The organism is Novosphingobium colocasiae (assembly GCF_014652555.1).
GTDB classification, from domain to species: Bacteria; Pseudomonadota; Alphaproteobacteria; order Sphingomonadales; family Sphingomonadaceae; genus Novosphingobium; species Novosphingobium colocasiae.
On record NZ_BMZA01000002.1, the window covers coordinates 44,584 to 64,131 of the forward strand.

The following is a 19,548-nucleotide window of genomic DNA, read 5'->3' on the forward strand; positions in this document are numbered from 1 at the left end:
CGAGCGTGGCTGCGCGTTCGACGGTCAAATAGTACGGAAGAGGCCCTGACCATGCAGCAGCAAATATCGCTTATCACTCTGGGCGTGGCCGATGTGGCGCGGGCCAGGGCGTTCTATCGCGACGGTTTCGGCTGGGAGCCCGTCTTTGAAATGGACGACATCGCCTTCTTCCAGATGAACGGGCTGGTGTTCGGGCTCTGGGAAAAGGCGCAGCTTGAGGGGGACATGCAACGCCCCTGCGCGGCGGCGGGCAGTTTCGCGCTGGCGCACAATGTCGGGAGCGCGGCTGAAGTGGACTCGGTGATCGCCCGTCTGGTGGCAGCCGGTGCCACCCTGTTGCGACCCGCCGATGCGCCGCCGCACGGTGGTTATCGCGGTTATATCGCCGATCCGGACGGCAACGCCTGGGAGATCGCGTGGAACCCCGCCTGGACGGTGGACGAAAGCGGCCACGTTTCGTTCGCCGTCTGAGCCGTTTGCATCCTAACTGTGTCGAGCCACTTGCCAGCGCGCGCGCCAGTCATTAGGGCGGCTGGCGAGATACCATCCTCCGCTTATGAAGGGGTCAAAGAATGAGCGATACCGCCGATCGGGTTAAGAAGATCGTTGTCGAGCACCTGGGTGTGGAAGCCGACAAGGTCACCGAAGAAGCAAGCTTCATCGACGATCTGGGTGCGGACTCGCTCGACATCGTCGAGCTGGTCATGGCCTTCGAGGAAGAATTCGGCGTCGAGATTCCCGACGATGCCGCCGAGAAGATCAGCACGGTTTCCGATGCCATCAAGTACATCGAGGAAAACAAGGGCTGAGCCGTCTCGCCGGACGGGAGAGCGCAGTGTCTCGTGGCATCCTTGCCGCTGCTGCGCCCCGGTCCGGACCAGAAGACACCCTACCCGCAGGCTCGCCCTTACAGGGTTGAGCCTGTTGGCTTTTCGGCCATATGGCTTTTTGCCCATGGCTATGCGGAGAGTGTGAATGCGTCGCGTCGTCGTCACCGGACTTGGACTTGTCACCCCGCTCGGGGCTGATGTGGAAACCACCTGGGCCAACATCCTTGCCGGCAAGTCCGGCGCGGGGCCCATCACCAAGTTCGACGCTTCGAACCAGAAGTGCCGCATCGCCTGCGAAGTGAAACCCGCCGATCACGAATACGGCTTCGATGCCAACCAGCGGGTGGACCACAAGGTCCAGCGCCAGGTCGATCCGTTCATCGTCTTCGGTATCGATGCCGCCGGCCAGGCCATCGAGGATGCCGGCCTCGAAAACATGGACGAAGCGATGCGCCTGCGCGCCGGCTGCTCGATCGGCTCGGGCATCGGCGGGCTTCCCGGCATCGAAAGCGAATCGCTGGTCCTGGCAGAAAAGGGCCCGGGTCGCGTCAGCCCGCACTTCGTGCACGGTCGCCTCATCAATCTCATTTCCGGGCAGGTCTCGATCAAGTACGGCCTGATGGGCCCGAACCACGCGGTTGTGACGGCTTGCTCCACCGGCGCGCACTCGATCGGCGATGCCGCGCGGATGATCCGCGACGATGATGCCGACATCATGCTGGCAGGCGGCGCGGAATCGACCATCTGCCCGATCGGCATCGCCGGCTTCGCGCAGGCCCGCGCGCTATCGACCGCATTCAACGACGAGCCGACCCGCGCCAGCCGCCCTTACGATCAGGCCCGCGACGGCTTCGTGATGGGCGAAGGTGCGGGCGTCGTGGTCCTTGAGGAATACGAGCACGCCAAGGCGCGCGGTGCCAAGATCTATGCCGAAGTGGTGGGCTATGGCCTGTCGGGCGATGCCTATCACGTCACCGCGCCGCACCCCGAAGGCTCGGGCGCGTTCCGCTCGATGGAGATGGCGCTGCGCAAGGCCGGCCTCGCCCCCGCCGATATCGACTATATCAACGCGCACGGCACCTCGACCCCGCTGGGCGACGAGCTGGAACTGGGCGCGGTGCGTCGCCTGTTCGGCGATGCCATCGAAACCGTCTCGATGAGCAGCACCAAATCGGCCATCGGCCACTTGCTCGGCGGTGCCGGCGCGGTCGAATCGATCTTCTGCATTCTTGCCCTGCGCGATCAGATCGTGCCGCCCACGCTCAACCTCGATAATCCGAGCGATAGCTGCCAGGGCGTCGATCTGGTGCCCTACACCGCCAAGAAGCGCGAAGTGCGCGCGGTGCTCAACAACAGCTTCGGGTTTGGCGGCACGAACGCCAGCCTGGTCATGAAGAAGATCGACTGAGGCCCGCCGGCCGATGATCCGCTGGCGTGGGTGGCTGGTGCCGGCCGCCGTTGCCGTGGCCCTGTTGCTGGGCGTTGGGGCGCTGCTGTCCGGCTGGTACGGCTCTGGCCCGCTGGCGAAGGACGTGACCTTTATCGTGCCCAATGGTGCCAGCCTGGGCACCGTGGCGCAGCGCCTTGAAGACAAGGGCATCGTACCCTCGGCGCAAGGCTTTTCGCTGCGCGCGCGGGTGTTCGGCGGCGGCGGGGCGATCAAGGCAGGTGAATTCGCCATCCCCGCCCATGCCAGCGCCGCGCGGGTGCTGTCGATCATCTCCAGCGACGATGTGATCCGCCGCTTCGTCACCATTCCCGAAGGCATGCCTTCGATCATGGTGCAGGAAAGGCTGATGGCGCAGCCGCAGCTTACCGGTGAAGTCGCCCGCCCGGAGGAGGGCAGCGTGCTGCCGGACAGCTACGCCTTCGACAACGGCGAAAGCCGCGAGGATGTGCTGCGCCGGATGCAGGCGGCGATGAGCCGCACGGTGTCCGAACTGTGGGCCAAGCGCGGCTCCGGCCTTGCCGTCAAGACGCCGGAGGAAGCGGTGATCCTCGCTTCGATCGTGGAAAAGGAGACCGGCAAGCCGCAGGAGCGCCGGATGGTGGCCGGGCTCTATTCCAACCGGCTCAAAAAGGGCATGCTGCTGCAGGCCGATCCGACGATCATCTATCCGATCACGCTGGGCAAGCCGCTGGGCCGGCGCATCCTCCAGTCCGAGATTCAGGCGGTCAACGGTTACAATACCTATGCGATGGTCGGCCTGCCGACCGGGCCGATCACGAACCCCGGCCGCGCCTCGATCGAAGCGGTGCTGCACCCGGCATCGACCGATGCGCTCTACATGGTGGCCGACGGCACCGGCGGCCACGCCTTCGCGGCGACGCTGGAGGCGCATAACCGCAACGTCCAGAAATGGTTCGCCATCCGCCGCGCGCGCGGCGAGCTGTAGCCTAGCGCCGCAGCGTGCCGTCCAGCGCGCGGGCGCGGGCATAGGCCAGCGACGCGGCGGTGATGGCCACGATTACCAGCGGAAAGATCCCGGTTGACGCACCCTTGCGCGCGATCAGCCCGAACCCCAGGAACGTCCAGCCGAACTGGGCAATCTCGGCCGCCAGCGACACCACGAACAGCGGCACCGCCACCCGCCGGCCCAGCAGCAGCGCGATCGCGCCAAGCGTCCCCGCGCCCAACGCCAGGCCATAGGCACCCCACACCCAGCCCGGCATGGCGGCAAACGCTTGCGCACTGACGGGGTCGGTCTTCGCCAGTTCCGCGAGGTCCATCCGTGATTGCGCCGCAAAAAAAAGGCGATTGTATAGATTGCAAACACGCGGCTCGGAAGGCATCATTCTCCCAATAGCTTGAGTCGGTGGTGATATGCCTATTTTCAATTCGAGTGCTATCAAGCGCGCAGAGTATGACGCGCCTTCCATGCGCTTGAAGCTGTGGTTTCCAGACGGTGGCCCCTACGACTTTTGCCGGGTCCCCCAGCATATATGGGACGGCCTGCTTAGTGCGAGATCCAAGGGCACATACTATAACGATCACATTCGCGACCGCTATCAATGCTAGTCCTCGTTCACCGTTAGCCAGCAAACACCTTTGATGGTGATCGTCTCACTGATTCCTGACGGAATGAAGCGGGCATCCACGCCAGGGCGGCCAACTAAGGCATTTTGCAACGCATAGGTAGGAACAGCCCGGAGCGTCAATTTCCAGATTGGTTCAAGCCAATTTCGCATAGCGGTGCCATAATACCACAGGTAAAATGATACCTCAAGAGTCTGTGGGTTTCTCCGGTGCAGGCTTGTGCTTCACCACCTTCTTCAGTCGCACTTCCCATCGGGCTTCATCTTCGTCGGCTTCAAGTTCGCGGGCAGCTTCCTTGAACTTGTCGAGTTGGGGTTGCTCGCTATTCGGCTTCTTCATCATATGCGACCTCAGAGAACCTCACAGCCACGATTTCCACGACCTCATCACCGATCTTGAAAAGCGACCATATGCTCGGGGTTCCTGCAAGATGATCCCCCTCTTGAACATAAAGGCGCAAGCCATCGTGTCCGACAGAGGGAGCAAGTCCCAAGGTTCCTGCCCGTCTTGCGAGCAGCCAATGGAACGCCTGCCACGCATCTTCGAAGCGCGGGAACTTGTCCCGCGCTTCGTCTGCCGCAGTAGCGGTTTCCTCTGATTCAATGATAGTCTTAAGGCGACTGAAAAACGGAACGGTCACATTGCCCCCAAGGAGGTTTTAGGCTGCTAGCTTGCCAACCACCTCGTTGGCCCACGCACGAACGTCATCTGTGATGGCACCGGCCTGGGATGCGAAAATTGCGTAAAGAGGAATTTCTTCTCCCTCATCAGCCGCTTCCCATACTTGGTCATGCGACGCATCACTAATCGCTGCCGCCGTGAATCTCTCACAAATCACTTCAGCGTAACCTTTGAGAAGATCGCGGTCAGCTTCGCTGAGGCCGTGCGTGTCCGGATTCGTGCGTGAGATAAACTCGCGATACGTTTTCCGTGTTGAATAGGGAACCTCGCGCACAACGACCTTCCCTTCGCCCTCCAAATCTCGGAGGGCGGCGAGAACGTGCTTCGGCACGGGGCCAAATTTGCGCTTCAAATAGGTGTCGCCAGTGATACTCACGCCGTTCTCGCGAAAGGCATGGCAGTCGGCAAACCACAGTATCTTGTTGAGACGGATTGCCCCCAAGCGACTCGCGTCGGGGCAATTCTCAATCACATAATGAAGCGCCTCCTTCAGCTTTTCATGAGGCACAATCGTTCTCCATTCGTTTCAAATTTGCTCTTGACATATAGATTCTAGCTGCGTTTCACAAGCCCATTTTGAGAACAAATGTGGAACGAACGGCCGAATTTTCATGCCTTCACGAGTGGCCGATATGAAACCCTCTTTCCTACTATGCCGTTAAGGGCGCATTCTGAGCGATACGTGTCATTGTATCCCAGCTTCTCGCGGTTGTTGTAACGGAACTCGAACTCGGCGAGGTAGCGGTGCAGGTGCTGCTCACCACAGTGCTGATAGATGCCCTTCATGCCGCGCTTGAAGATGCTGAAATAGCCTTCAACGGTGTTGCTGTGGATCGTGCGATCCTGAAGGTTCACGTATTCGCCCTTGCCGTGGCTGGTGGTGCCATGACCGGCGAACCACTTGCCAGCGTCACGATAGCCGCTGTGCTCGTCGGTCATTATGCGGGCTTCGCGCGACACGTTGGCGATCACAATAGGCATCAGGGTTTCAGCCTTCACGTTGTCGATTACCATCGTGCGAGCCTTTCCGCTGTCACGGTCAACCAGTGCGAGAACCTTCATCTTGTGATGGAAGGCGCGCTTCTTTTCGACGCCCTTCAGCTTACCGATGAAAGTCTCATCAACTTCGACAATACCGCCGTTGCCGCCGAATGCAGACAGATCGCCGTCACGCATGGCTTCGCGGATACGGTGGGCGAGAAACCATGCCGACTTGTAGGTAATCTCAAGAACGCGGTGCAACTGGTGGGCGCTGATGCCCTTCTTGCTGCTGGTCATAAGATAGACGGCCTGCAAAGCCTTGTGGAGCGGAAGGCGCATGTGTTCGAACACAGTGCCCACCTTCACGGTGAACTGCTTCTTGCAGTCACCACAGCGCCACAGACCTTCACGGATACGCTTTACAGGGTTCGCCTTGACTTTGGTGATACGATCAACGCCGCCGCAGTGCGGGCAAGTCGTTCCATCAGCCCAGACGATGCCTTCCAGATAGGTGAAGGCAGCTTCTTCGTTATGGAAATAGGGCTTCGAGAGGACGGACACTGGCTTAACTCCTTACCCTTGCGGGTATAACAGATTCAGCCGTGTTTGCAAAGTATATAATCACCAAAGAAAAGGCACCCGATCGCATTCCACGCCAGGATTGCCCCGGCGATCATCTTCGTTCTGGTCATCGCCCACCCCTTCGCTTTCGCGGCCCTCAGCCGCAACGATCTTGCCACATTGGCGGTGCAGGGCAAGGATGAAGATGATGACCACCCCGAGATCCGAAACCGGCTTGCTCGATCCCGCCCAGCGCAAGGCCGGGGCACCGCTGCTGCTGACCGCAGAATTGCCGCCCGATGTGTTGGCCTGGGCCGATGGGCTGCGGCGCGCGCACTATCCGCCGGATCGCAACCGGCTGCGTGCGCACGTGACGCTGTTCCACGCGCTGCCGCCCTCGGTGGAGGAAGAACTGATCGGCGTGCTGGCGGACCTTGCCCGCGCACCGCCGCCCGAGGCCCGCATCGATGGCCTGATGAAGCTGGGGACGGGGACGGCGCTGGCGGTGGACTCGCCCGCGATGATCGCCATCCACGCGGCGATTGCCGAGCGGATGCATGGCCTCCTGACCCGACAGGACGCGCAGCCGCTGCGCCTGCATGTGACGATCCAGAACAAGGTCACCGCACAGGCCGCGCGCGCCCTCCAGACCGCGCTCGCCCCGGACCTCCGTCCGCGTCCGTTCCGCTTTCGCGGGCTGGGCCTCTATGCCTGGCAGGACGGGCTCTGGTGCCCGATCCGGATGGTCCCGTTTCGCGGATGAAGCCGTCCCCGCATCGGCCGCGATTTCACTGTTGACCCGCCGCCGCCGCATCCCTAAAGGCAGCGGCCTGCACCGCATGGCCGGCGCATAACCGGGCCGCCATCGGCGGCCGGCCATGGTATGGCGGAGTAGCTCAGTCGGTTAGAGCAGCGGAATCATAATCCGCGTGTCGGGGGTTCGAGTCCCTCCTCCGCTACCACTATTCATCTGAAATTGTTCGGGAAATTCCGGGCGTCGGCACTGTTCGCGGGCGGTCGGTGGGGCTGGTTTACAAAGTGCTGTAAACTTCAGGCCGAAAGGCTGTCTGCCAGGATGATGATTGTGCGGGCTTCATCGACGTAGCGGGCGCGGATTTCCGCAATGGCGGTCGCTGCCGGATTCTTGGCGCGACGGGACATGGCGATCGTGGCTTTGTTTGCGCACAACGATAAGCGGCGGGGTTGCTGAGCGCACCGCCGGATCAAGGCCGCCGGGAGTGCGGTGCGAGAGGAGTTGGCCGTGGACGAGGTTCTCGAAGCGCAGGCGCGTGGCGGGGTGCAGCCCGATATCGACGTGGATGTGGTCATCGTCGGGGCGGGTATCTCGGGGATCGGCAGCGCCTATCACCTCAAGACCCAGCTTCCCGGCAAGAGCTTCGTCATCCTGGAAGCGCAGGACTCGTTCGGCGGCACGTGGAAGACGCACAAGTACCCTGGCGTGCGCTCGGATTCCGATCTCTACACCTTCGGCTATCGCTTCAAGCCGTGGGTTGGCCCGCCGATCGCGACCGGCGCGGAAATCCAGAAGTACCTGGGCGGAGTGATCGCCGAAAACGGGCTGGACGAGAACCTCCGCTACCAGACCCGCATCGCGCGCTGTTCCTGGTCTAGCGAGGCGCAGGCCTGGACGGTGGAGACGCGAGCGGCGGACGGTGAGCCGGGTCCGACCTATCGCTGCACCTTCCTGTGGATGTGCCAGGGATACTATGACCACAATACCCCCTACCTGCCCGACTGGAAGGGCATGGACGATTTCAGGGGCGAGTTGATCCATGCGCAGAAATGGCGCGAGGATACCGATTATGCCGGCAAGAACGTGGTCGTCATCGGATCGGGGGCCACGGCCGCGACGGTGATCCCGGCGATCGCCAGGAAGGCGGCGCATGTCACCATGCTGCAGCGTTCGCCCACCTATTTCCTGTGCTACCCCAACCGCAGCGATCTGGCTGACCGGCTGCGCCTGATCGGCGTGGACGAGGAAACCGTCCATCGCTGTGCACGGCTCGATTATCTCAACAATCTCAAGACCCTCGACTATCGCTCGAAAGCCGAGCCGGACGCGGTGTTCGATGAACTGAAGCAGGCGGTGCGGGCCTATGCCGGCGACGATTTCGAGTTCGCGCCGCACTTCACACCGCGGTATCGGCCGTGGCAGCAGCGGGTGGCGTTCATCCCGGATGGCGACATGTTCGTGGCGATCAGGGAGGGCAAGGTCTCGGTCCGCACCGATCAGATCGATCACTTCACCGCCGATGGCATCGCGCTGGGTTCCGGCGAGGAGCTGGCGGCGGACATGGTGGTCGCCGCCACCGGGTTCAACCTGTCGGTGATGGGCGGGATCGAGTTCGTGGTCGACGGCCGGACGGTCGATTGGGGCGAGACGGCGACATATCGCGGGATGATGTTCACCGGGGTGCCGAACCTTGTGTGGGTATTCGGGTACTTCCGCGCGGCATGGACGCTGCGCGTCGATCTGCTGGGGGATTTCGTCTGCCGGCTGCTGGCGCACATGGACGAAAAGGGCGCGCGGCAGGTAGATCTGGTGGTTCCAGAAGGGGCTGAGGACGATGCGCTGATGCCGTGGATCGAAGGTGACAACTTCAACCCCGGCTATCTCATGCGCGAGATCGACAAGCTGCCCAAGCGGCTGGGCGAGCGGCCGGAATGGCGGCACACCCAGGATTACTGGCGCGAGGCCGAGGATATTCCGGCGATCGATCTGGCCGGGTCCGAATTCGCTTACCGCTAGCAATGCATTTCGGGCCACCGCGAACCGGCGGGGCCCTGGAGGGGACAGGATGGGAAAACCGCGCCTGACGGCCATGGCCACCGTGTTGATGGCGGTCGCTCTATACGGATGTTCCGCCGGCGACCTGACCGGCAACGGCAGCGGTGGCGGCTCCGCTGACGATGCGTGGACCGGTCTGCTGCACGCGACGAAGAACCCTGCCGACTGGGTGACGTATGGCGGGACTTTCGATGAGCAGCGGTTCAGCCGGCTCACCGCGATAAACGACAAGACAGTCGCCCGGCTGGGCACCGCGTGGTCGTTCGAATTCGACACCAACCGCGCGCAGGAGTCGACGCCGCTGGAATATCAGGGCGTCATCTATGTCACCACGGCCTGGTCGAAGGTCTATGCGCTGGACGCCAAGAGCGGGAAGCAGTTGTGGTTCTACGATCCGCAAGTGCCGGGCGAATATGGCGCGAAAGGGTGCTGCGATGTCGGCAACCGGGGCGCAGCGATCTATGACGGCAAGCTCTATTTCGGCACGTTCGACGGCCGCCTGATCGCGCTTGATCTGAAAAGCGGCAAACCCGCCTGGTCGGTCGTCACGGTGGACCAGTCCAAGACCTATACGATCACCGGCGCGCCGCGGATCGTGAAGGGCAAGGTGGTAATCGGCAATGGCGGCGCGGAACTGGGCGTGCGCGGCTATGTGACCGCTTATGATGCGCAGACCGGCAAGCAGGCGTGGCGGTTCTACACCGTGCCCGGCAACCCCGCCGATGGCCCCGACAATGCCGCGTCCGACCCGGCCCTGAAGGACAAGGCCGGCAAGACCTGGTTCGGGGAATACTGGAAGAACGGCGGCGGCGGCACCGTATGGGATTCCATCGTCTACGATGCCGAGCTGGATCAGCTCTATATCGGCGTCGGCAACGGTAGCCCGTGGAACCACAAAGTCCGCAGCCAGGGCAAGGGCGACAACCTGTTCCTGTCTTCGATCGTCGCGCTCGATCCCGATACCGGGGCATACCTGTGGCACTATCAGGGCACGCCCGGGGAAACCTGGGACTATACCCATACGCAGACGATCACGCTGGCCACGCTGCCGGTCGACGGCAAACCCCGCAAGGTGCTGATGCAGGCACCCAAGAACGGGTTCTTCTATGTCATTGATCGCCAGAGCGGAAAGCTGCTCTCGGCCAAGAACTACGTCGATGTGAACTGGGCCAGCGGGTACGATATCAAGACCGGGCGGCCGATCGAGAAGCCCGAGGCGCGCTATCCCAAGGGACCGGTGGTCGTCACCCCCGGCGCACTGGGGGCGCACAACTGGCAGCCGATGGCGTTCAGCCCGCAGACCGGGCTCGCCTATGTCCCGGGCAACCACGCGCTGTTCGGATATGAGAACGCCGGCGATTTCCAGCGTCGCGACGGGCGCTGGAACCTGGGCATCAAGTCCGACGATACCTCTCCGCCCGATGATCCCAAGGCGGTGGCCGGGATTCGCAAGATGCTGAGCGGCCGGCTGATCGCCTGGGACCCGGTGCGCCAGAAGGAAGCCTGGGGTTTCGATTATCCCGAACCGTGGAACGGTGGCGTGCTGACCACCGCCGGGAACCTGGTGTTTCAGGGCGATACGCGGGGCAACTTCAGGGCATTCGCGGCCGACAGCGGCAAAGTGCTGTGGAGCGCCAATGTCGGCATCCCGATCATGGCCGCGCCGATAACCTTTGCCTTGGGCAGCGATCAGTATGTGGCGGTAGTGGCCGGTTACGGCGGCGCTTATGCGCTGACATCATCGTTCAACGACGATCCGGGGCCGCGTCCCAACGGCCGTATTTTCGTGTTCCGGCTGGATGCGAAGGGCACCTTGCCGAAGATCGAAAAGATCGTGGCCGGGCCCGCCAACCCGCCGCCAGAAATGTTCCCGCCTGCTCAAGTCACCCATGGCCGCCACCTTTACGAGCGCGATTGCTGGGTGTGCCATGGCCCCGGCGCGATTTCGAGCGGGGTGGTGCCGGACCTGCGGCGCTCGGGCGCGCTGACCAGTGCCGAGGCATGGCAGGCGGTTGTCATCGACGGCGCGTTGAAGGACCGCGGGATGGTCAGCTTCGCCAAGTACCTGTCGAAGCAGGATGCCGAGGATCTGCGCGCCTATGTGGCCGATCGGGCGCGGCTGCTGCAGCAACAGGAAGGGAAGAAGCCGCAATGAGCCAGCCTTTCGTCCTCCCCGAAACGCAGGCCGTGCTGGACCTGCTGGCAGCGCAGCCGGGGCCGCATCTTGCCGATCTGCCTGCGGCCGATGCGCGCGCGGTCTATCACCTGCTGGGCGATCTGTTCGAAGAGCCGGCCGATCTGTCCGTGCGCACGCTTGACCTGCCGCCCGACAACACCGGCCTTGGCACGCCCTTGCGCGCCTATTTCCCGGGCCCAGCGCAGGCCGGACCGGTCATCGTCTACATGCACGGCGGCGGGTTCGTGATCGGTGATCTCGATACGCACAATGCGGTGTGCACGCTGGTTGCACGGATTTCGGGATTGCGGGTGGTGGCGGTCGATTACCGGCTGGCACCCGAGCATCCCTATCCCGCCGCGCATGAGGATTGCCTTGCCGCCGCGCGGTTCGTGGCCGGGGCAGGGGCGGTCCTGGAAGCGCCCGTGGAAGGGATCGCGGTGGCCGGCGACAGCGCCGGCGGGGCGCTGGCCTGCTATCTGGCCGCCAGACTGGGGCGCGATACGGTGCGGGCGCAGTTGCTCATCTATCCCTGGCTCGATGCGACAGCGGCGGACGAGGGTTCCTATCGCGATTTTGCCGAGGGCTTCTTGCTCGATCGCCGGCTGATGGACCGGTTTATCACCGATAGCCTGCCGGCCGGAACCGATGTGGCGGGGCCGGACCTGTCGCCGGTGCGGCATCCGCTGCCGGCGCACCTGCCACCTGCCGTGATCGTTTCTGCCGGGCTCGATCCGCTGCGCGATCAGGCGCGGGCGTTGGCCGCTGCAATGGCGGTGCAGGGGCTGGAATGCCACTTCCTCGAAGCGCGCGGGCTGATCCACGGGATCGCCACGATGCGCAAGGCGCTGCCTTCCGGCGATGCTGTCATCCGCCGCGCCACCACCATCTTTGCGGATATGATCCGCGCCACCACTGCCTGAAGGGACCCTGACCATGCGCAAATATCTGGATTTCTACATCGACGGTGCCTGGACAGCCCCGGTCGAGGCACGCGCGCTCGATGTCATCAACCCGGCGACCGAAGCGGTGGCGGGACGGATCAGCATTGGCGCTGCGGCAGACGTGGACCGGGCGGTCAGCGCCGCGCGCCGCGCTTTCGAGACCTTCTCGCAGACCACGCGCGAGGAACGGATCGCGCTGCTCGATGCGATCATTGCCGAGATGAACCGCCGCACGCAGGACCTGGCCGACGCCGTGCGCGAGGAGATGGGCGCACCGGCGGCACTGGCGACCGCCGCGCATGTGCCGCTGGCGCTGGCGCATTTCCAGATCGCCCGGCAGCTTCTGGAAAGCTTCGATCCGAGCGTCGGGATGGGCAGCACGCGGCTGGTGAAGGAGCCGATCGGCGTGGTCGGCATGATCACGCCATGGAACTGGCCGCTCAACCAGATTGCCTGCAAGGTCGCGCCCGCGCTGGCCGTGGGCTGCACGATGGTGCTCAAGCCGTCCGAAGTCGCACCGTTCAGCGGTCAGGTCTTTGCCGAGATCATGGATGCCGCCGGGGTTCCGGCGGGGGTATTCAACATGGTGAACGGCGACGGGCCGGGCGTGGGCACCGCGATTTCCTCACATCCCGATGTCGACATGGTGTCGTTCACCGGATCGACCCGGGCGGGCGTCGAAGTGGCGCGCAATGCTGCCGCCACGGTCAAGCGGGTGCATCAGGAACTGGGCGGCAAATCCGCCAACATCATCCTGGAGGATGCCGATCTGGCGGCAGCGGTGCGCCAGGGCGTGGAGGCACTGATGGTCAACAGCGGGCAGAGCTGCAACGCCCCCACCCGCATGCTGCTCCCCGCCGCGCGGATGGCCGAGGCCAGTGCCGTAGCGGCGCAGACGATCGCCGCGCAGAAAGTCGGCGCGCCCGAGGATGAGGTGAATCTTGGCCCGGTGGTGTCCGATGTGCAGTGGAACCGCATCCAGACTCTCATCAACAAGGGCATCGCCGAAGGTGCCGATCTGGTCGCCGGCGGGCCCGGTAAGCCCGAGGGGCTGGAGCAGGGATACTACGTCCGCCCCACCGTGTTTGCCGGGGTCAACAACCAGATGGCCATCGCACGGGAGGAGATCTTCGGGCCGGTGCTGGTGATGATCGGTTATGACGACGAGGAGCAGGCGATCGCGATCGCGAACGACACCCCCTATGGCCTTGCCGGCTACGTCCAGACAGGTGACATCGAACATGGCCGCAAGGTGGCCGCGCGCATCCGTGCGGGGCAGGTTGCGGTCAATTACGCCCCGCTCGATTTCGCTGCGCCGTTCGGCGGCTACAAGCAGTCCGGCAACGGGCGCGAGTGGGGCGAGCACGCCTTCCATGAGTTCATGGAGGTCAAGGCGATCCTGGGTTACGAGCCCGCTTGAGCGTGCTCGGGTGCCCGGCAGGCATGGGTTGCGTCAGGATGCCTGCCGGGTCGCCGTTCTTGGGATCAACCGCGCTTGCCGGGCAGGTGCTGCCGCCGATATTCGAACGCGCCCATCCCCGACCAGCGCTTGAACGCCCGCGACAGGCTGGACGGTTCGGAAAAGCCGACTGCGAAGGCCACCGCCTCGATCGACATGCGCCGGTCCGCCAGCAAATCGCGGGCGCGCCGGAACCGCGCTTCGTCGACGATAGCGGAATAGCGCGTACCCTCTTCGGCAAGCCGGCGGTGGAGGGTCCGTTCGGACAGCGCCAGTTGTCGCGCGGCGTCGGCGGCGCTGAGCAGGTCTTCTCCCCGCGCGTTGAGCAGGGCGGTCAGCCGCTGGGCGACCGGCACGGCGCTGCGCGCGTGATCGAGCAATTCGTCGCAACGCGAGCTGTACATCGCCAGCAGCGACTGGTCGCCGAGCGGCAGCGGCCGGCCTGCGGCACCGGGCCGGAAAATCCACGCCGTGCGATCGGCGTAAAATTCCACCGGGCAGCAGAACGACCGCCGGATCGCTTCCCAATTGCCGGGGGGCGGGGCGGAGACGGTGATGCGCTCCAGCACCGGCTCGCCGGCCGTCAGGTCATCGATCAGCGTCTTGATGGCACCGAGATCGCGATGCTGGGTAAAATCGTGGAGATCCGCCGGGATGCCGCCGGTATCGCCCAGCAGAGCGCAGGAGCCGTTAGGCGCGCTCACATAGCGGTAATCGATCAGCGAATAGGTCAGCGCCTGGTAGCGGCAGGCCACTTCCAGCGCCTGGGCCAGGGTCCCGGCGGTCATCATCGCCAGCCCCAGCGTGCCGTACTTCAGCGAGCGATAGCGCAGGCCCACATCGAACCACAGATCGGGATGGTTCGATGTGACATGCGCGAAGCCCTGCTGCAGCAGCATTTCATCCTGCGCCAGCAGTTCCCGGCTGCCTTCGTCGAGCCGCATCGGCTTGATCCGGCTGTTGACGCAGAAAGCGTCCCAACTGACGTTGAGCCGGGTGGTGACCGTGTGGTGCATGATGCGCGCGCTCAGGTCCGGCAGCGCCGCATGGAGCGCATTAGGGTTCATGCCTGCCCCTCCTCAACCAAAACTTGTTATCGTGGTGCGGAGGCTACGCCGCGCGGGGCCGCCTCGTCAAGGAAGGCCCGCCGCCCGAGCCGTTCGGGCCCGCAGGCCAGTGCCCGCACTGCGCGCTTGTACCCTCCCGCGTGCTCTCATAGGCTCCGCCAGCGCGGCCCGGCCGCGCCTGATGAGAGAAGGAACGCGGCAGTCCGGCCCGCCCGTGCGGCGCTACTCAAAGGACCGATCGCGAAGAAAGGCAGGATCTACCGATGACTGATAACGGCGCGGCGCTCGACGCCATCGTCGCCACCGCCCGGCGACAATCGCTGTCGGCCATGCTGCGGCGATCGGCGGCGCGGCATGGGGCCCGGTCCGCGATCGTGTGCGGCGAGACGGCGTGGACCTATGCCGAGTTCGATGCGCTCGTCGATCAACTGGCGGCAGGTCTGAAGCACGGCGGGCTCAACCCGGGGGACCGGGTGGCGCTGCTGGCGCGCAACAGTCATGCCTTCATCGCCCTGCGCTTCGCCATCGCCCGCGCCGATCTGGTGCTGGTACCGATCAACTTCATGCTCAACGCCGAGGATGTGCGGTATATCCTCGATCACTGCGGTGCGCGGTGGCTGTTCGCCGATCCATCGACGATTGAGGTGGCGCTGGTCGCATCACAGGGTCTGGTGGAACGGGTGCTCGGCATTCCCGGCGAGCGCGAGGGTGAACCGGCAGAGGTCCCTTCCTGGACCGGGCTGATGCTCGATCAGGGCCGGCAGATGGAGACCCGGGGCGGCGAAGACCTGCTGCAGATCATCTACACCAGCGGTACCGAATCGCGGCCCAAGGGGGTGATGCTGTCGCATGACAGCGTGCTGTGGGAATACCAGGGCTGCGTGATCGATTGCGAGTGGACGGCCGACACGGTGGCGGTCCACGCGATGCCGATGTTTCACTGTGCCCAGCTTGATTGCATGATCGGCCCGGCACTGCAGGTGGGCGCTCGCAACATCATCACCAGCGCGCCGACGGCCGACAACATTATCACCCTGATCGCCCGGCACGGTGCCAATTCGTTCTTCGCCCCGCCGACGATCTGGATTTCGCTGCTGCGCAGTCCCTTGCTTGCCTCGCACGATCTGACCGGGCTGACCAAGGGCTATTACGGGGCATCGATCATGCCGGTTGAGGTGCTGCGGGAGATCCGGGAGCGCCTGTCCGCGCTCCGGCTGTGGAACCTCTACGGCCAGACGGAGATCGCGCCGGTGGCGACGATCCTGTTTCCAGAGGAGCATGCGGAGCGGCTCGGCTCGGCCGGGCGGCCGACGCTGCATGTCGAAACCCGCGTGGTTGATGACGCCATGCAGGACGTCGCACCGGGCGAAGTGGGCGAGATCGTCCACCGTTCCCCGCAATTGTTGAGCGGCTACTGGAACGATCCGGTCAAGACCGCCGAAGCCTTTGCCGGGGGCTGGTTCCATTCGGGCGACCTGGGCGTGCTGGATGCCGATGGCTATCTCACCGTGGTCGATCGCAAGAAGGACATGATCAAGTCCGGCGGTGAAAACGTCGCCTCGCGCGAGGTGGAGGAGGTGCTCTACCTTCACCCCGCCGTCAGCGAGGTTGCGGTGGTTGGGCTGCCCGATCCGCGCTGGATCGAGGCGGTGAGCGCGGTGATCGTGGTCCGCGCCGGCGAGGCGCTGTGCGAGGCCGAGATCGGCCGCCATTGTGCGCAGCATCTGTCCGGCTTCAAGGTGCCGAAGAACGTGTTCTTTCGCAGCAACCTGCCGCGCAATGCCAGCGGCAAGATACTCAAGCGCGAATTGCGCCAGTCGCTTCTGGATGATGCCGCCACGCCCGGAGCGTCCGCATGAAAGCCATCCAGTGCGTCGCGTTCGGTGCGCCTGAAGACCTGATCGTGGCCGATGTGCCACTGCCTGAACCGGGGCCGGGAGAATTGCGGGTCAGGGTTCATGCAGCGGCGGTCAACTATCCCGATGGGCTGATCGTGCAGGGGCTGTACCAGCACAAGCCGGCGTTGCCGTTCGTGCCCGGCCTCGAAGCGGCGGGCGTGATCGATGCGGTTGGCCCCGGCTGCAGCGGCTTTGCGCCGGGCGAACGGGTGGCGGCGATGGCGCCGGTCGGGGCCTATGCCGAGGCGATGATCGTCCCGGCGGAAAAGGTGGTGAAGCTGGATGATGCGATGTCGTTCGCGCACGGCGCGGCGTTCTGCACCACTTACGGCACAGCTTATCACGCGCTGGTCCAGCGCGGCCGTCTGGCGGCGCGCGAAACGCTGCTGGTGCTGGGTGCGGCGGGTGGAGTTGGTCTGGCCGCAGTGCAGATCGGCAAGGCGCTCGGCGCGCGCGTCATCGCTGCCGCATCGACGCCGGCCAAGCTGGCGCTGGCCAAGGCGATGGGGGCCGATGCGCTGATCGATTACTCGACCGAGGACCTGCGGGAACGGGTGAAGGAGATCACCGGGGGGCGCGGCGTCGACGTGGTCTACGATCCGCTGGGCGATCGCTTCGCCGAACCGGCTATGCGATCGCTGGCGTGGGACGGACGCTATCTCGTCGTCGGTTTCGCGGCGGGGGAAATACCCCGGCTGCCCACCAATATCCTGCTGTTGAAGAACGCCGCGATCCTCGGCGTTTTCTATGGCGAATGGGCGCGGCGCGAGCCGGCGGCGAACCGGGACAATCTGGCGGCGCTGTTCCGGCTCTACCGCGAGGCCGACGTTCGCCCGCACATCGACCGCACGTTCGCGCTGGAAGACGCCGCGACGGCGATCCGTTTCCTGCTGGATCGCAAGGTCATGGGCAAGGTCGTACTGACGATGTGATCGCGCCCCGGCTACCTTACCGCCAATCGGCACGGTAGCCATGGACTGCGAGGTCAGCCCGGGATTTCGAACAGCCCTGCCGAACCCATGCCGCCCGCGACGCACATCGAGACGACCGCCCAGCGCACGCCGCGCCGGCGCGCTTCGATCAGCGCGTGGCCGACAAGGCGGCTGCCGGTCATGCCGAAGGGATGGCCCAGAGCAATCCCGCCGCCATCGACATTGATCTTGTCGGGATCGATGCCCAGCTTGTCGCGGCAATAGAGGTACTGGCTGGCAAACGCCTCGTTGATTTCCCAAAGCCCGATGTCGTTGATCGAAAGGCCGGCGCGGTCGAGCAGCTTGGGGATGGCGAAGACCGGGCCGATGCCCATTTCCTCCGGTGCGCAGCCGGCGGACTGGAAGCCGCGGAACAGGCCCAGGATCGGGCGGCTTTCGGCCTCAGCGATGCTGCGCTCCATCAGCACCTGGGCAGAGGCACCGTCGGAAAGCTGGCTGGCGTTGCCCGCGGTGACGTGCTTGCCTTCCTTGACGATCAGCCCGTCCTTCCACACCGGCTTGAGCCGCGCCAGCCCTTCGGCAGTGGTATCGCCGCGAATGCCTTCGTCCGTGCTCGCGGTCACCTGTTCGCGGCCGGAGATCGTGCCGTCTTTCTCGATCACGTTCCTGGTGACGGTGATCGGGGCGATCTCTTCGGCGAAGCGGCCGGCCGCGGTGGCGGCTGCGGCGCGCTGGTGGCTGATCGCGGAAATTGCGTCCTGCGCCTCGCGGGTGATGCCATAGCGTTCGGCCACCAGTTCGGCGGTCTCGATCATCGCCATGTAGCCATAGGGCTTGGCATCGAGCACCACCTTGGGCTGGGCGCGATAGGTCGGCGCGTGGTTGTTCCGGGTGTGCGTGATGCACTCGGCCCCGCCGCTCATCGCCACGTCGAGATCGCCCGAGATGATCCCGCGCGCCGCGAATGCGAGCGAGGTCAGGCCCGAGCCGCACTTGCGATCGAGCGTGGTGCCGGGAATGCTGTCAGGCAGGCCGGCGGCAAAGATCGCGGTGCGGGCCAGGTTGTTGCCCTGCGTGCCCCACTGGGTGGCGACGCCCATGATGACATCGTCGATCCGTGCCGGGTCGATCCCGGCCCGTTCGATCGCCGCGTTGAACACGTGGGCGGTCAGTTCCGGAGCATCGGTATCGTTGAACGCGCCCTTGAAGGCCCGGGTGACGGGGGTCCGGGCTGTCGAGACGATGGCGGCTTCACGCATGCTTGGTCACTTTCTGCAAGGGGCCCTGTTCGGGTGCGTTCAGGAAGGTCGTCAGGTCGGCGAAGAACGGCTCGCGCGCCTGATGATGCAGCCAGTGGCTCGCCCCGGGGTAGGTGACGAGATGGTGGCGGCGAAGGCGGTTCAGCCGTGCGGCCGAAGGCACGGGTATCCAGCTATCCTCGCCATAAGCGAGCAGAACCGGGCATGTGATCGCGTCCAGCACATCGTCAAGGTCGATGCCGTGCGAATCTTCCGGCGGGCGCAGGCGGCAGGCGTGGTCGAACTTCCAGCGCAATCCCTTGCCCGCTTCGCCGATGATCCCGTGGCGGGTGAGCTCGGCGATCAGTGCCGCATCGAAGCCCTCGTTCTCCTCCGCCATCCGCGCCTCTGCCTCGGCGGTCGTGGCAAAGTAGCGGATCAAACGGCCGCGCGCCTTGCGGCGGTTTTCGACCCACTGGCGCAGGCGCTGCGGGTACGGCTTGGGCGCGGCCAACTGATCGCGCACGATCGGCAGTTCGATCCCTTCGATGATGGTCAGCGAGCGCAGCATTTCGGGGAATGTCCCGGCATAGCGCAGGCTGATGTGCGCCCCCAGCGAGTGCCCGACGAGATCGAACCCCGCCAGGCCGAGTGACGCGACGATCTCGGCCAGATCGAAGACGTAGTCCGAAAGCCCGTAAGCGCCCTCTGCCGACCAGTCGCTGTCACCATGGCCGCGCAAGTCGGGGACGACGACATGGTGATCGCGGGCAAGGCGGCTGGCGAACCAGTCCCAACTGCGGGCATGATCGCGCATGCCGTGCTGCAGGAGAACCGTCGGTGCACCGGGCTCGCCCCATTCCACGAGGTGACGGCGCGAACCGTCGATATCGACGAAGCGCGAGCGGGGCTGTGGGGTGGATGTCATCGGATCG

Annotated in this window: 21 protein-coding genes and 1 tRNA gene; 13 read left to right on the top strand and 9 right to left on the bottom strand. The window is 64.5% G+C overall.

Going from position 1 to position 19,548, the window contains the following annotated elements; translation table 11 throughout:
* Positions 1–51: 51 nt before the first annotated feature.
* The 4 genes from IE122_RS04005 to mltG all read left to right on the top strand — a co-directional run bounded on the left by IE122_RS04005 (position 52) and on the right by mltG (position 3,226).
* Entirely contained in the window at positions 52–471 is a 420-nt protein-coding gene (locus tag IE122_RS04005) for a VOC family protein (protein ID WP_189619827.1), read from the top strand.
* A gap of 101 nt (positions 472–572) precedes the next feature.
* Positions 573–809 carry an acyl carrier protein gene (locus tag IE122_RS04010; protein WP_007013838.1) on the top strand — a complete coding sequence of 79 codons (237 nt, stop codon included), beginning with the start codon at positions 573–575 and terminating at the stop codon, positions 807–809.
* Between the two features lie 166 nt (positions 810–975).
* Positions 976–2,238: a beta-ketoacyl-ACP synthase II gene (gene fabF / locus IE122_RS04015; RefSeq protein WP_189619828.1), complete on the top strand. Its 1,263-nt coding sequence runs from the start codon at positions 976–978 to the stop codon at positions 2,236–2,238.
* A 13-nt stretch (positions 2,239–2,251) separates the two neighbouring features.
* On the top strand, positions 2,252–3,226 hold the full coding sequence (gene mltG / locus IE122_RS04020) for an endolytic transglycosylase MltG (RefSeq protein ID WP_189619829.1): 975 nt from the start codon (positions 2,252–2,254) through the stop codon (positions 3,224–3,226).
* 1 nt (position 3,227) lies between these two features.
* Here mltG and IE122_RS04025 read toward each other — a convergent pair whose 3' ends face one another.
* Entirely contained in the window at positions 3,228–3,560 is a 333-nt protein-coding gene (locus tag IE122_RS04025; protein WP_189619830.1) for a sugar transporter, read from the bottom strand.
* A gap of 94 nt (positions 3,561–3,654) precedes the next feature.
* Here IE122_RS04025 and IE122_RS18530 point away from each other — a divergent pair, with 94 nt between their 5' ends.
* A complete protein-coding gene (locus tag IE122_RS18530; RefSeq protein WP_189619831.1) occupies positions 3,655–3,849 on the top strand; it encodes a KTSC domain-containing protein in 195 nt (64 codons plus the stop codon).
* Positions 3,850–4,053: 204 nt separating this feature from the next.
* Here the strand turns inward: IE122_RS18530 and IE122_RS04035 are convergent, their stop codons facing one another.
* The 5 genes from IE122_RS04035 to IE122_RS04055 form a co-directional block, all read right to left on the bottom strand.
* Complete coding sequence (locus tag IE122_RS04035) at positions 4,054–4,206, bottom strand: hypothetical protein (protein WP_229813740.1); 153 nt, start codon at positions 4,204–4,206, stop codon at positions 4,054–4,056.
* Positions 4,190–4,507 carry a hypothetical protein gene (locus tag IE122_RS04040; protein WP_189619832.1) on the bottom strand — a complete coding sequence of 106 codons (318 nt, stop codon included), beginning with the start codon at positions 4,505–4,507 and terminating at the stop codon, positions 4,190–4,192. Before IE122_RS04040 ends, IE122_RS04035 begins: the two co-directional genes overlap by 17 nt.
* Before the next feature lie 18 nt (positions 4,508–4,525).
* Positions 4,526–5,056, bottom strand: coding sequence for a Panacea domain-containing protein (locus IE122_RS04045; RefSeq protein ID WP_189619833.1), 531 nt, complete (start codon positions 5,054–5,056; stop codon positions 4,526–4,528).
* Positions 5,057–5,157: 101 nt separating this feature from the next.
* Positions 5,158–6,090 carry an IS1595 family transposase gene (locus IE122_RS04050; RefSeq protein ID WP_189619834.1) on the bottom strand — a complete coding sequence of 311 codons (933 nt, stop codon included), beginning with the start codon at positions 6,088–6,090 and terminating at the stop codon, positions 5,158–5,160.
* A gap of 60 nt (positions 6,091–6,150) precedes the next feature.
* Positions 6,151–6,306, bottom strand: a complete 156-nt coding sequence (locus IE122_RS04055) for a hypothetical protein (RefSeq protein WP_189619835.1) — start codon at positions 6,304–6,306, stop codon at positions 6,151–6,153.
* On the opposite strand from IE122_RS04055, the gene IE122_RS04060 reads away from it, so the two are divergent.
* The 6 genes from IE122_RS04060 to IE122_RS04085 all read left to right on the top strand — a co-directional run bounded on the left by IE122_RS04060 (position 6,299) and on the right by IE122_RS04085 (position 13,439).
* Positions 6,299–6,853: a 2'-5' RNA ligase family protein gene (locus tag IE122_RS04060; protein WP_189619836.1), complete on the top strand. Its 555-nt coding sequence runs from the start codon at positions 6,299–6,301 to the stop codon at positions 6,851–6,853. The genes IE122_RS04055 and IE122_RS04060 overlap by 8 nt on opposite strands.
* A 122-nt stretch (positions 6,854–6,975) precedes the next feature.
* A tRNA-Met gene (locus IE122_RS04065) sits at positions 6,976–7,052 on the top strand.
* A 299-nt stretch (positions 7,053–7,351) separates the two neighbouring features.
* Positions 7,352–8,860, top strand: a complete 1,509-nt coding sequence (locus IE122_RS04070) for a flavin-containing monooxygenase (protein WP_189619837.1) — start codon at positions 7,352–7,354, stop codon at positions 8,858–8,860.
* Positions 8,861–8,909: 49 nt separating this feature from the next.
* Positions 8,910–11,054 carry a PQQ-dependent dehydrogenase, methanol/ethanol family gene (locus IE122_RS04075; RefSeq protein WP_229813742.1) on the top strand — a complete coding sequence of 715 codons (2,145 nt, stop codon included), beginning with the start codon at positions 8,910–8,912 and terminating at the stop codon, positions 11,052–11,054.
* A complete protein-coding gene (locus tag IE122_RS04080; RefSeq protein ID WP_189619838.1) occupies positions 11,051–11,998 on the top strand; it encodes an alpha/beta hydrolase in 948 nt (315 codons plus the stop codon). The genes IE122_RS04075 and IE122_RS04080 overlap by 4 nt, the downstream gene beginning before the upstream one ends.
* A 13-nt stretch (positions 11,999–12,011) precedes the next feature.
* A complete protein-coding gene (locus IE122_RS04085) occupies positions 12,012–13,439 on the top strand; it encodes an aldehyde dehydrogenase family protein (protein ID WP_189619839.1) in 1,428 nt (475 codons plus the stop codon).
* A gap of 65 nt (positions 13,440–13,504) precedes the next feature.
* On the opposite strand, the gene IE122_RS04090 is transcribed toward IE122_RS04085, so the two are convergent.
* Positions 13,505–14,545, bottom strand: a complete 1,041-nt coding sequence (locus IE122_RS04090) for an AraC family transcriptional regulator (RefSeq protein WP_189619840.1) — start codon at positions 14,543–14,545, stop codon at positions 13,505–13,507.
* Between the two features lie 263 nt (positions 14,546–14,808).
* Here IE122_RS04090 and IE122_RS04095 point away from each other — a divergent pair, with 263 nt between their 5' ends.
* Together IE122_RS04095 and IE122_RS04100 are read left to right on the top strand one after the other, a co-directional pair.
* Complete coding sequence (locus tag IE122_RS04095; protein WP_189619841.1) at positions 14,809–16,404, top strand: fatty acyl-CoA synthetase; 1,596 nt, start codon at positions 14,809–14,811, stop codon at positions 16,402–16,404.
* Complete coding sequence (locus IE122_RS04100; RefSeq protein WP_189619842.1) at positions 16,401–17,375, top strand: NADPH:quinone oxidoreductase family protein; 975 nt, start codon at positions 16,401–16,403, stop codon at positions 17,373–17,375. Before IE122_RS04095 ends, IE122_RS04100 begins: the two co-directional genes overlap by 4 nt.
* A 53-nt stretch (positions 17,376–17,428) precedes the next feature.
* On the opposite strand, the gene IE122_RS04105 is transcribed toward IE122_RS04100, so the two are convergent.
* Positions 17,429–18,634 (bottom strand): thiolase family protein, encoded by a 1,206-nt coding sequence (locus tag IE122_RS04105; protein WP_189619843.1) that lies wholly within the window; start codon positions 18,632–18,634, stop codon positions 17,429–17,431.
* Positions 18,627–19,541, bottom strand: coding sequence for an alpha/beta fold hydrolase (locus IE122_RS04110; protein ID WP_189619844.1), 915 nt, complete (start codon positions 19,539–19,541; stop codon positions 18,627–18,629). The genes IE122_RS04105 and IE122_RS04110 overlap by 8 nt, the downstream gene beginning before the upstream one ends.
* Positions 19,542–19,548 lie beyond the last annotated feature (7 nt).

Excerpts from the sequence above, each read along its gene's own strand:
- IE122_RS04005 (WP_189619827.1), top strand. The coding sequence starts at position 52 with ATGCAGCAGCAAATATCGCTTATCACTCTGGGCGTGGCCGATGTGGCG.
- IE122_RS04010 (WP_007013838.1), top strand. The coding sequence starts at position 573 with ATGAGCGATACCGCCGATCGGGTTAAGAAGATCGTTGTCGAGCACCTG.
- fabF (WP_189619828.1), top strand. The coding sequence starts at position 976 with ATGCGTCGCGTCGTCGTCACCGGACTTGGACTTGTCACCCCGCTCGGG.
- mltG (WP_189619829.1), top strand. The coding sequence starts at position 2,252 with ATGATCCGCTGGCGTGGGTGGCTGGTGCCGGCCGCCGTTGCCGTGGCC.
- IE122_RS04025 (WP_189619830.1), bottom strand. The coding sequence starts at position 3,560 with ATGGACCTCGCGGAACTGGCGAAGACCGACCCCGTCAGTGCGCAAGCG.
- IE122_RS18530 (WP_189619831.1), top strand. The coding sequence starts at position 3,655 with ATGCCTATTTTCAATTCGAGTGCTATCAAGCGCGCAGAGTATGACGCG.
- IE122_RS04035 (WP_229813740.1), bottom strand. The coding sequence starts at position 4,206 with ATGAAGAAGCCGAATAGCGAGCAACCCCAACTCGACAAGTTCAAGGAA.
- IE122_RS04060 (WP_189619836.1), top strand. The coding sequence starts at position 6,299 with ATGACCACCCCGAGATCCGAAACCGGCTTGCTCGATCCCGCCCAGCGC.
- IE122_RS04075 (WP_229813742.1), top strand. The coding sequence starts at position 8,910 with ATGGGAAAACCGCGCCTGACGGCCATGGCCACCGTGTTGATGGCGGTC.
- IE122_RS04080 (WP_189619838.1), top strand. The coding sequence starts at position 11,051 with ATGAGCCAGCCTTTCGTCCTCCCCGAAACGCAGGCCGTGCTGGACCTG.
- IE122_RS04085 (WP_189619839.1), top strand. The coding sequence starts at position 12,012 with ATGCGCAAATATCTGGATTTCTACATCGACGGTGCCTGGACAGCCCCG.
- IE122_RS04090 (WP_189619840.1), bottom strand. The coding sequence starts at position 14,545 with ATGAACCCTAATGCGCTCCATGCGGCGCTGCCGGACCTGAGCGCGCGC.
- IE122_RS04095 (WP_189619841.1), top strand. The coding sequence starts at position 14,809 with ATGACTGATAACGGCGCGGCGCTCGACGCCATCGTCGCCACCGCCCGG.
- IE122_RS04100 (WP_189619842.1), top strand. The coding sequence starts at position 16,401 with ATGAAAGCCATCCAGTGCGTCGCGTTCGGTGCGCCTGAAGACCTGATC.
- IE122_RS04105 (WP_189619843.1), bottom strand. The coding sequence starts at position 18,634 with ATGCGTGAAGCCGCCATCGTCTCGACAGCCCGGACCCCCGTCACCCGG.
- IE122_RS04110 (WP_189619844.1), bottom strand. The coding sequence starts at position 19,541 with ATGACATCCACCCCACAGCCCCGCTCGCGCTTCGTCGATATCGACGGT.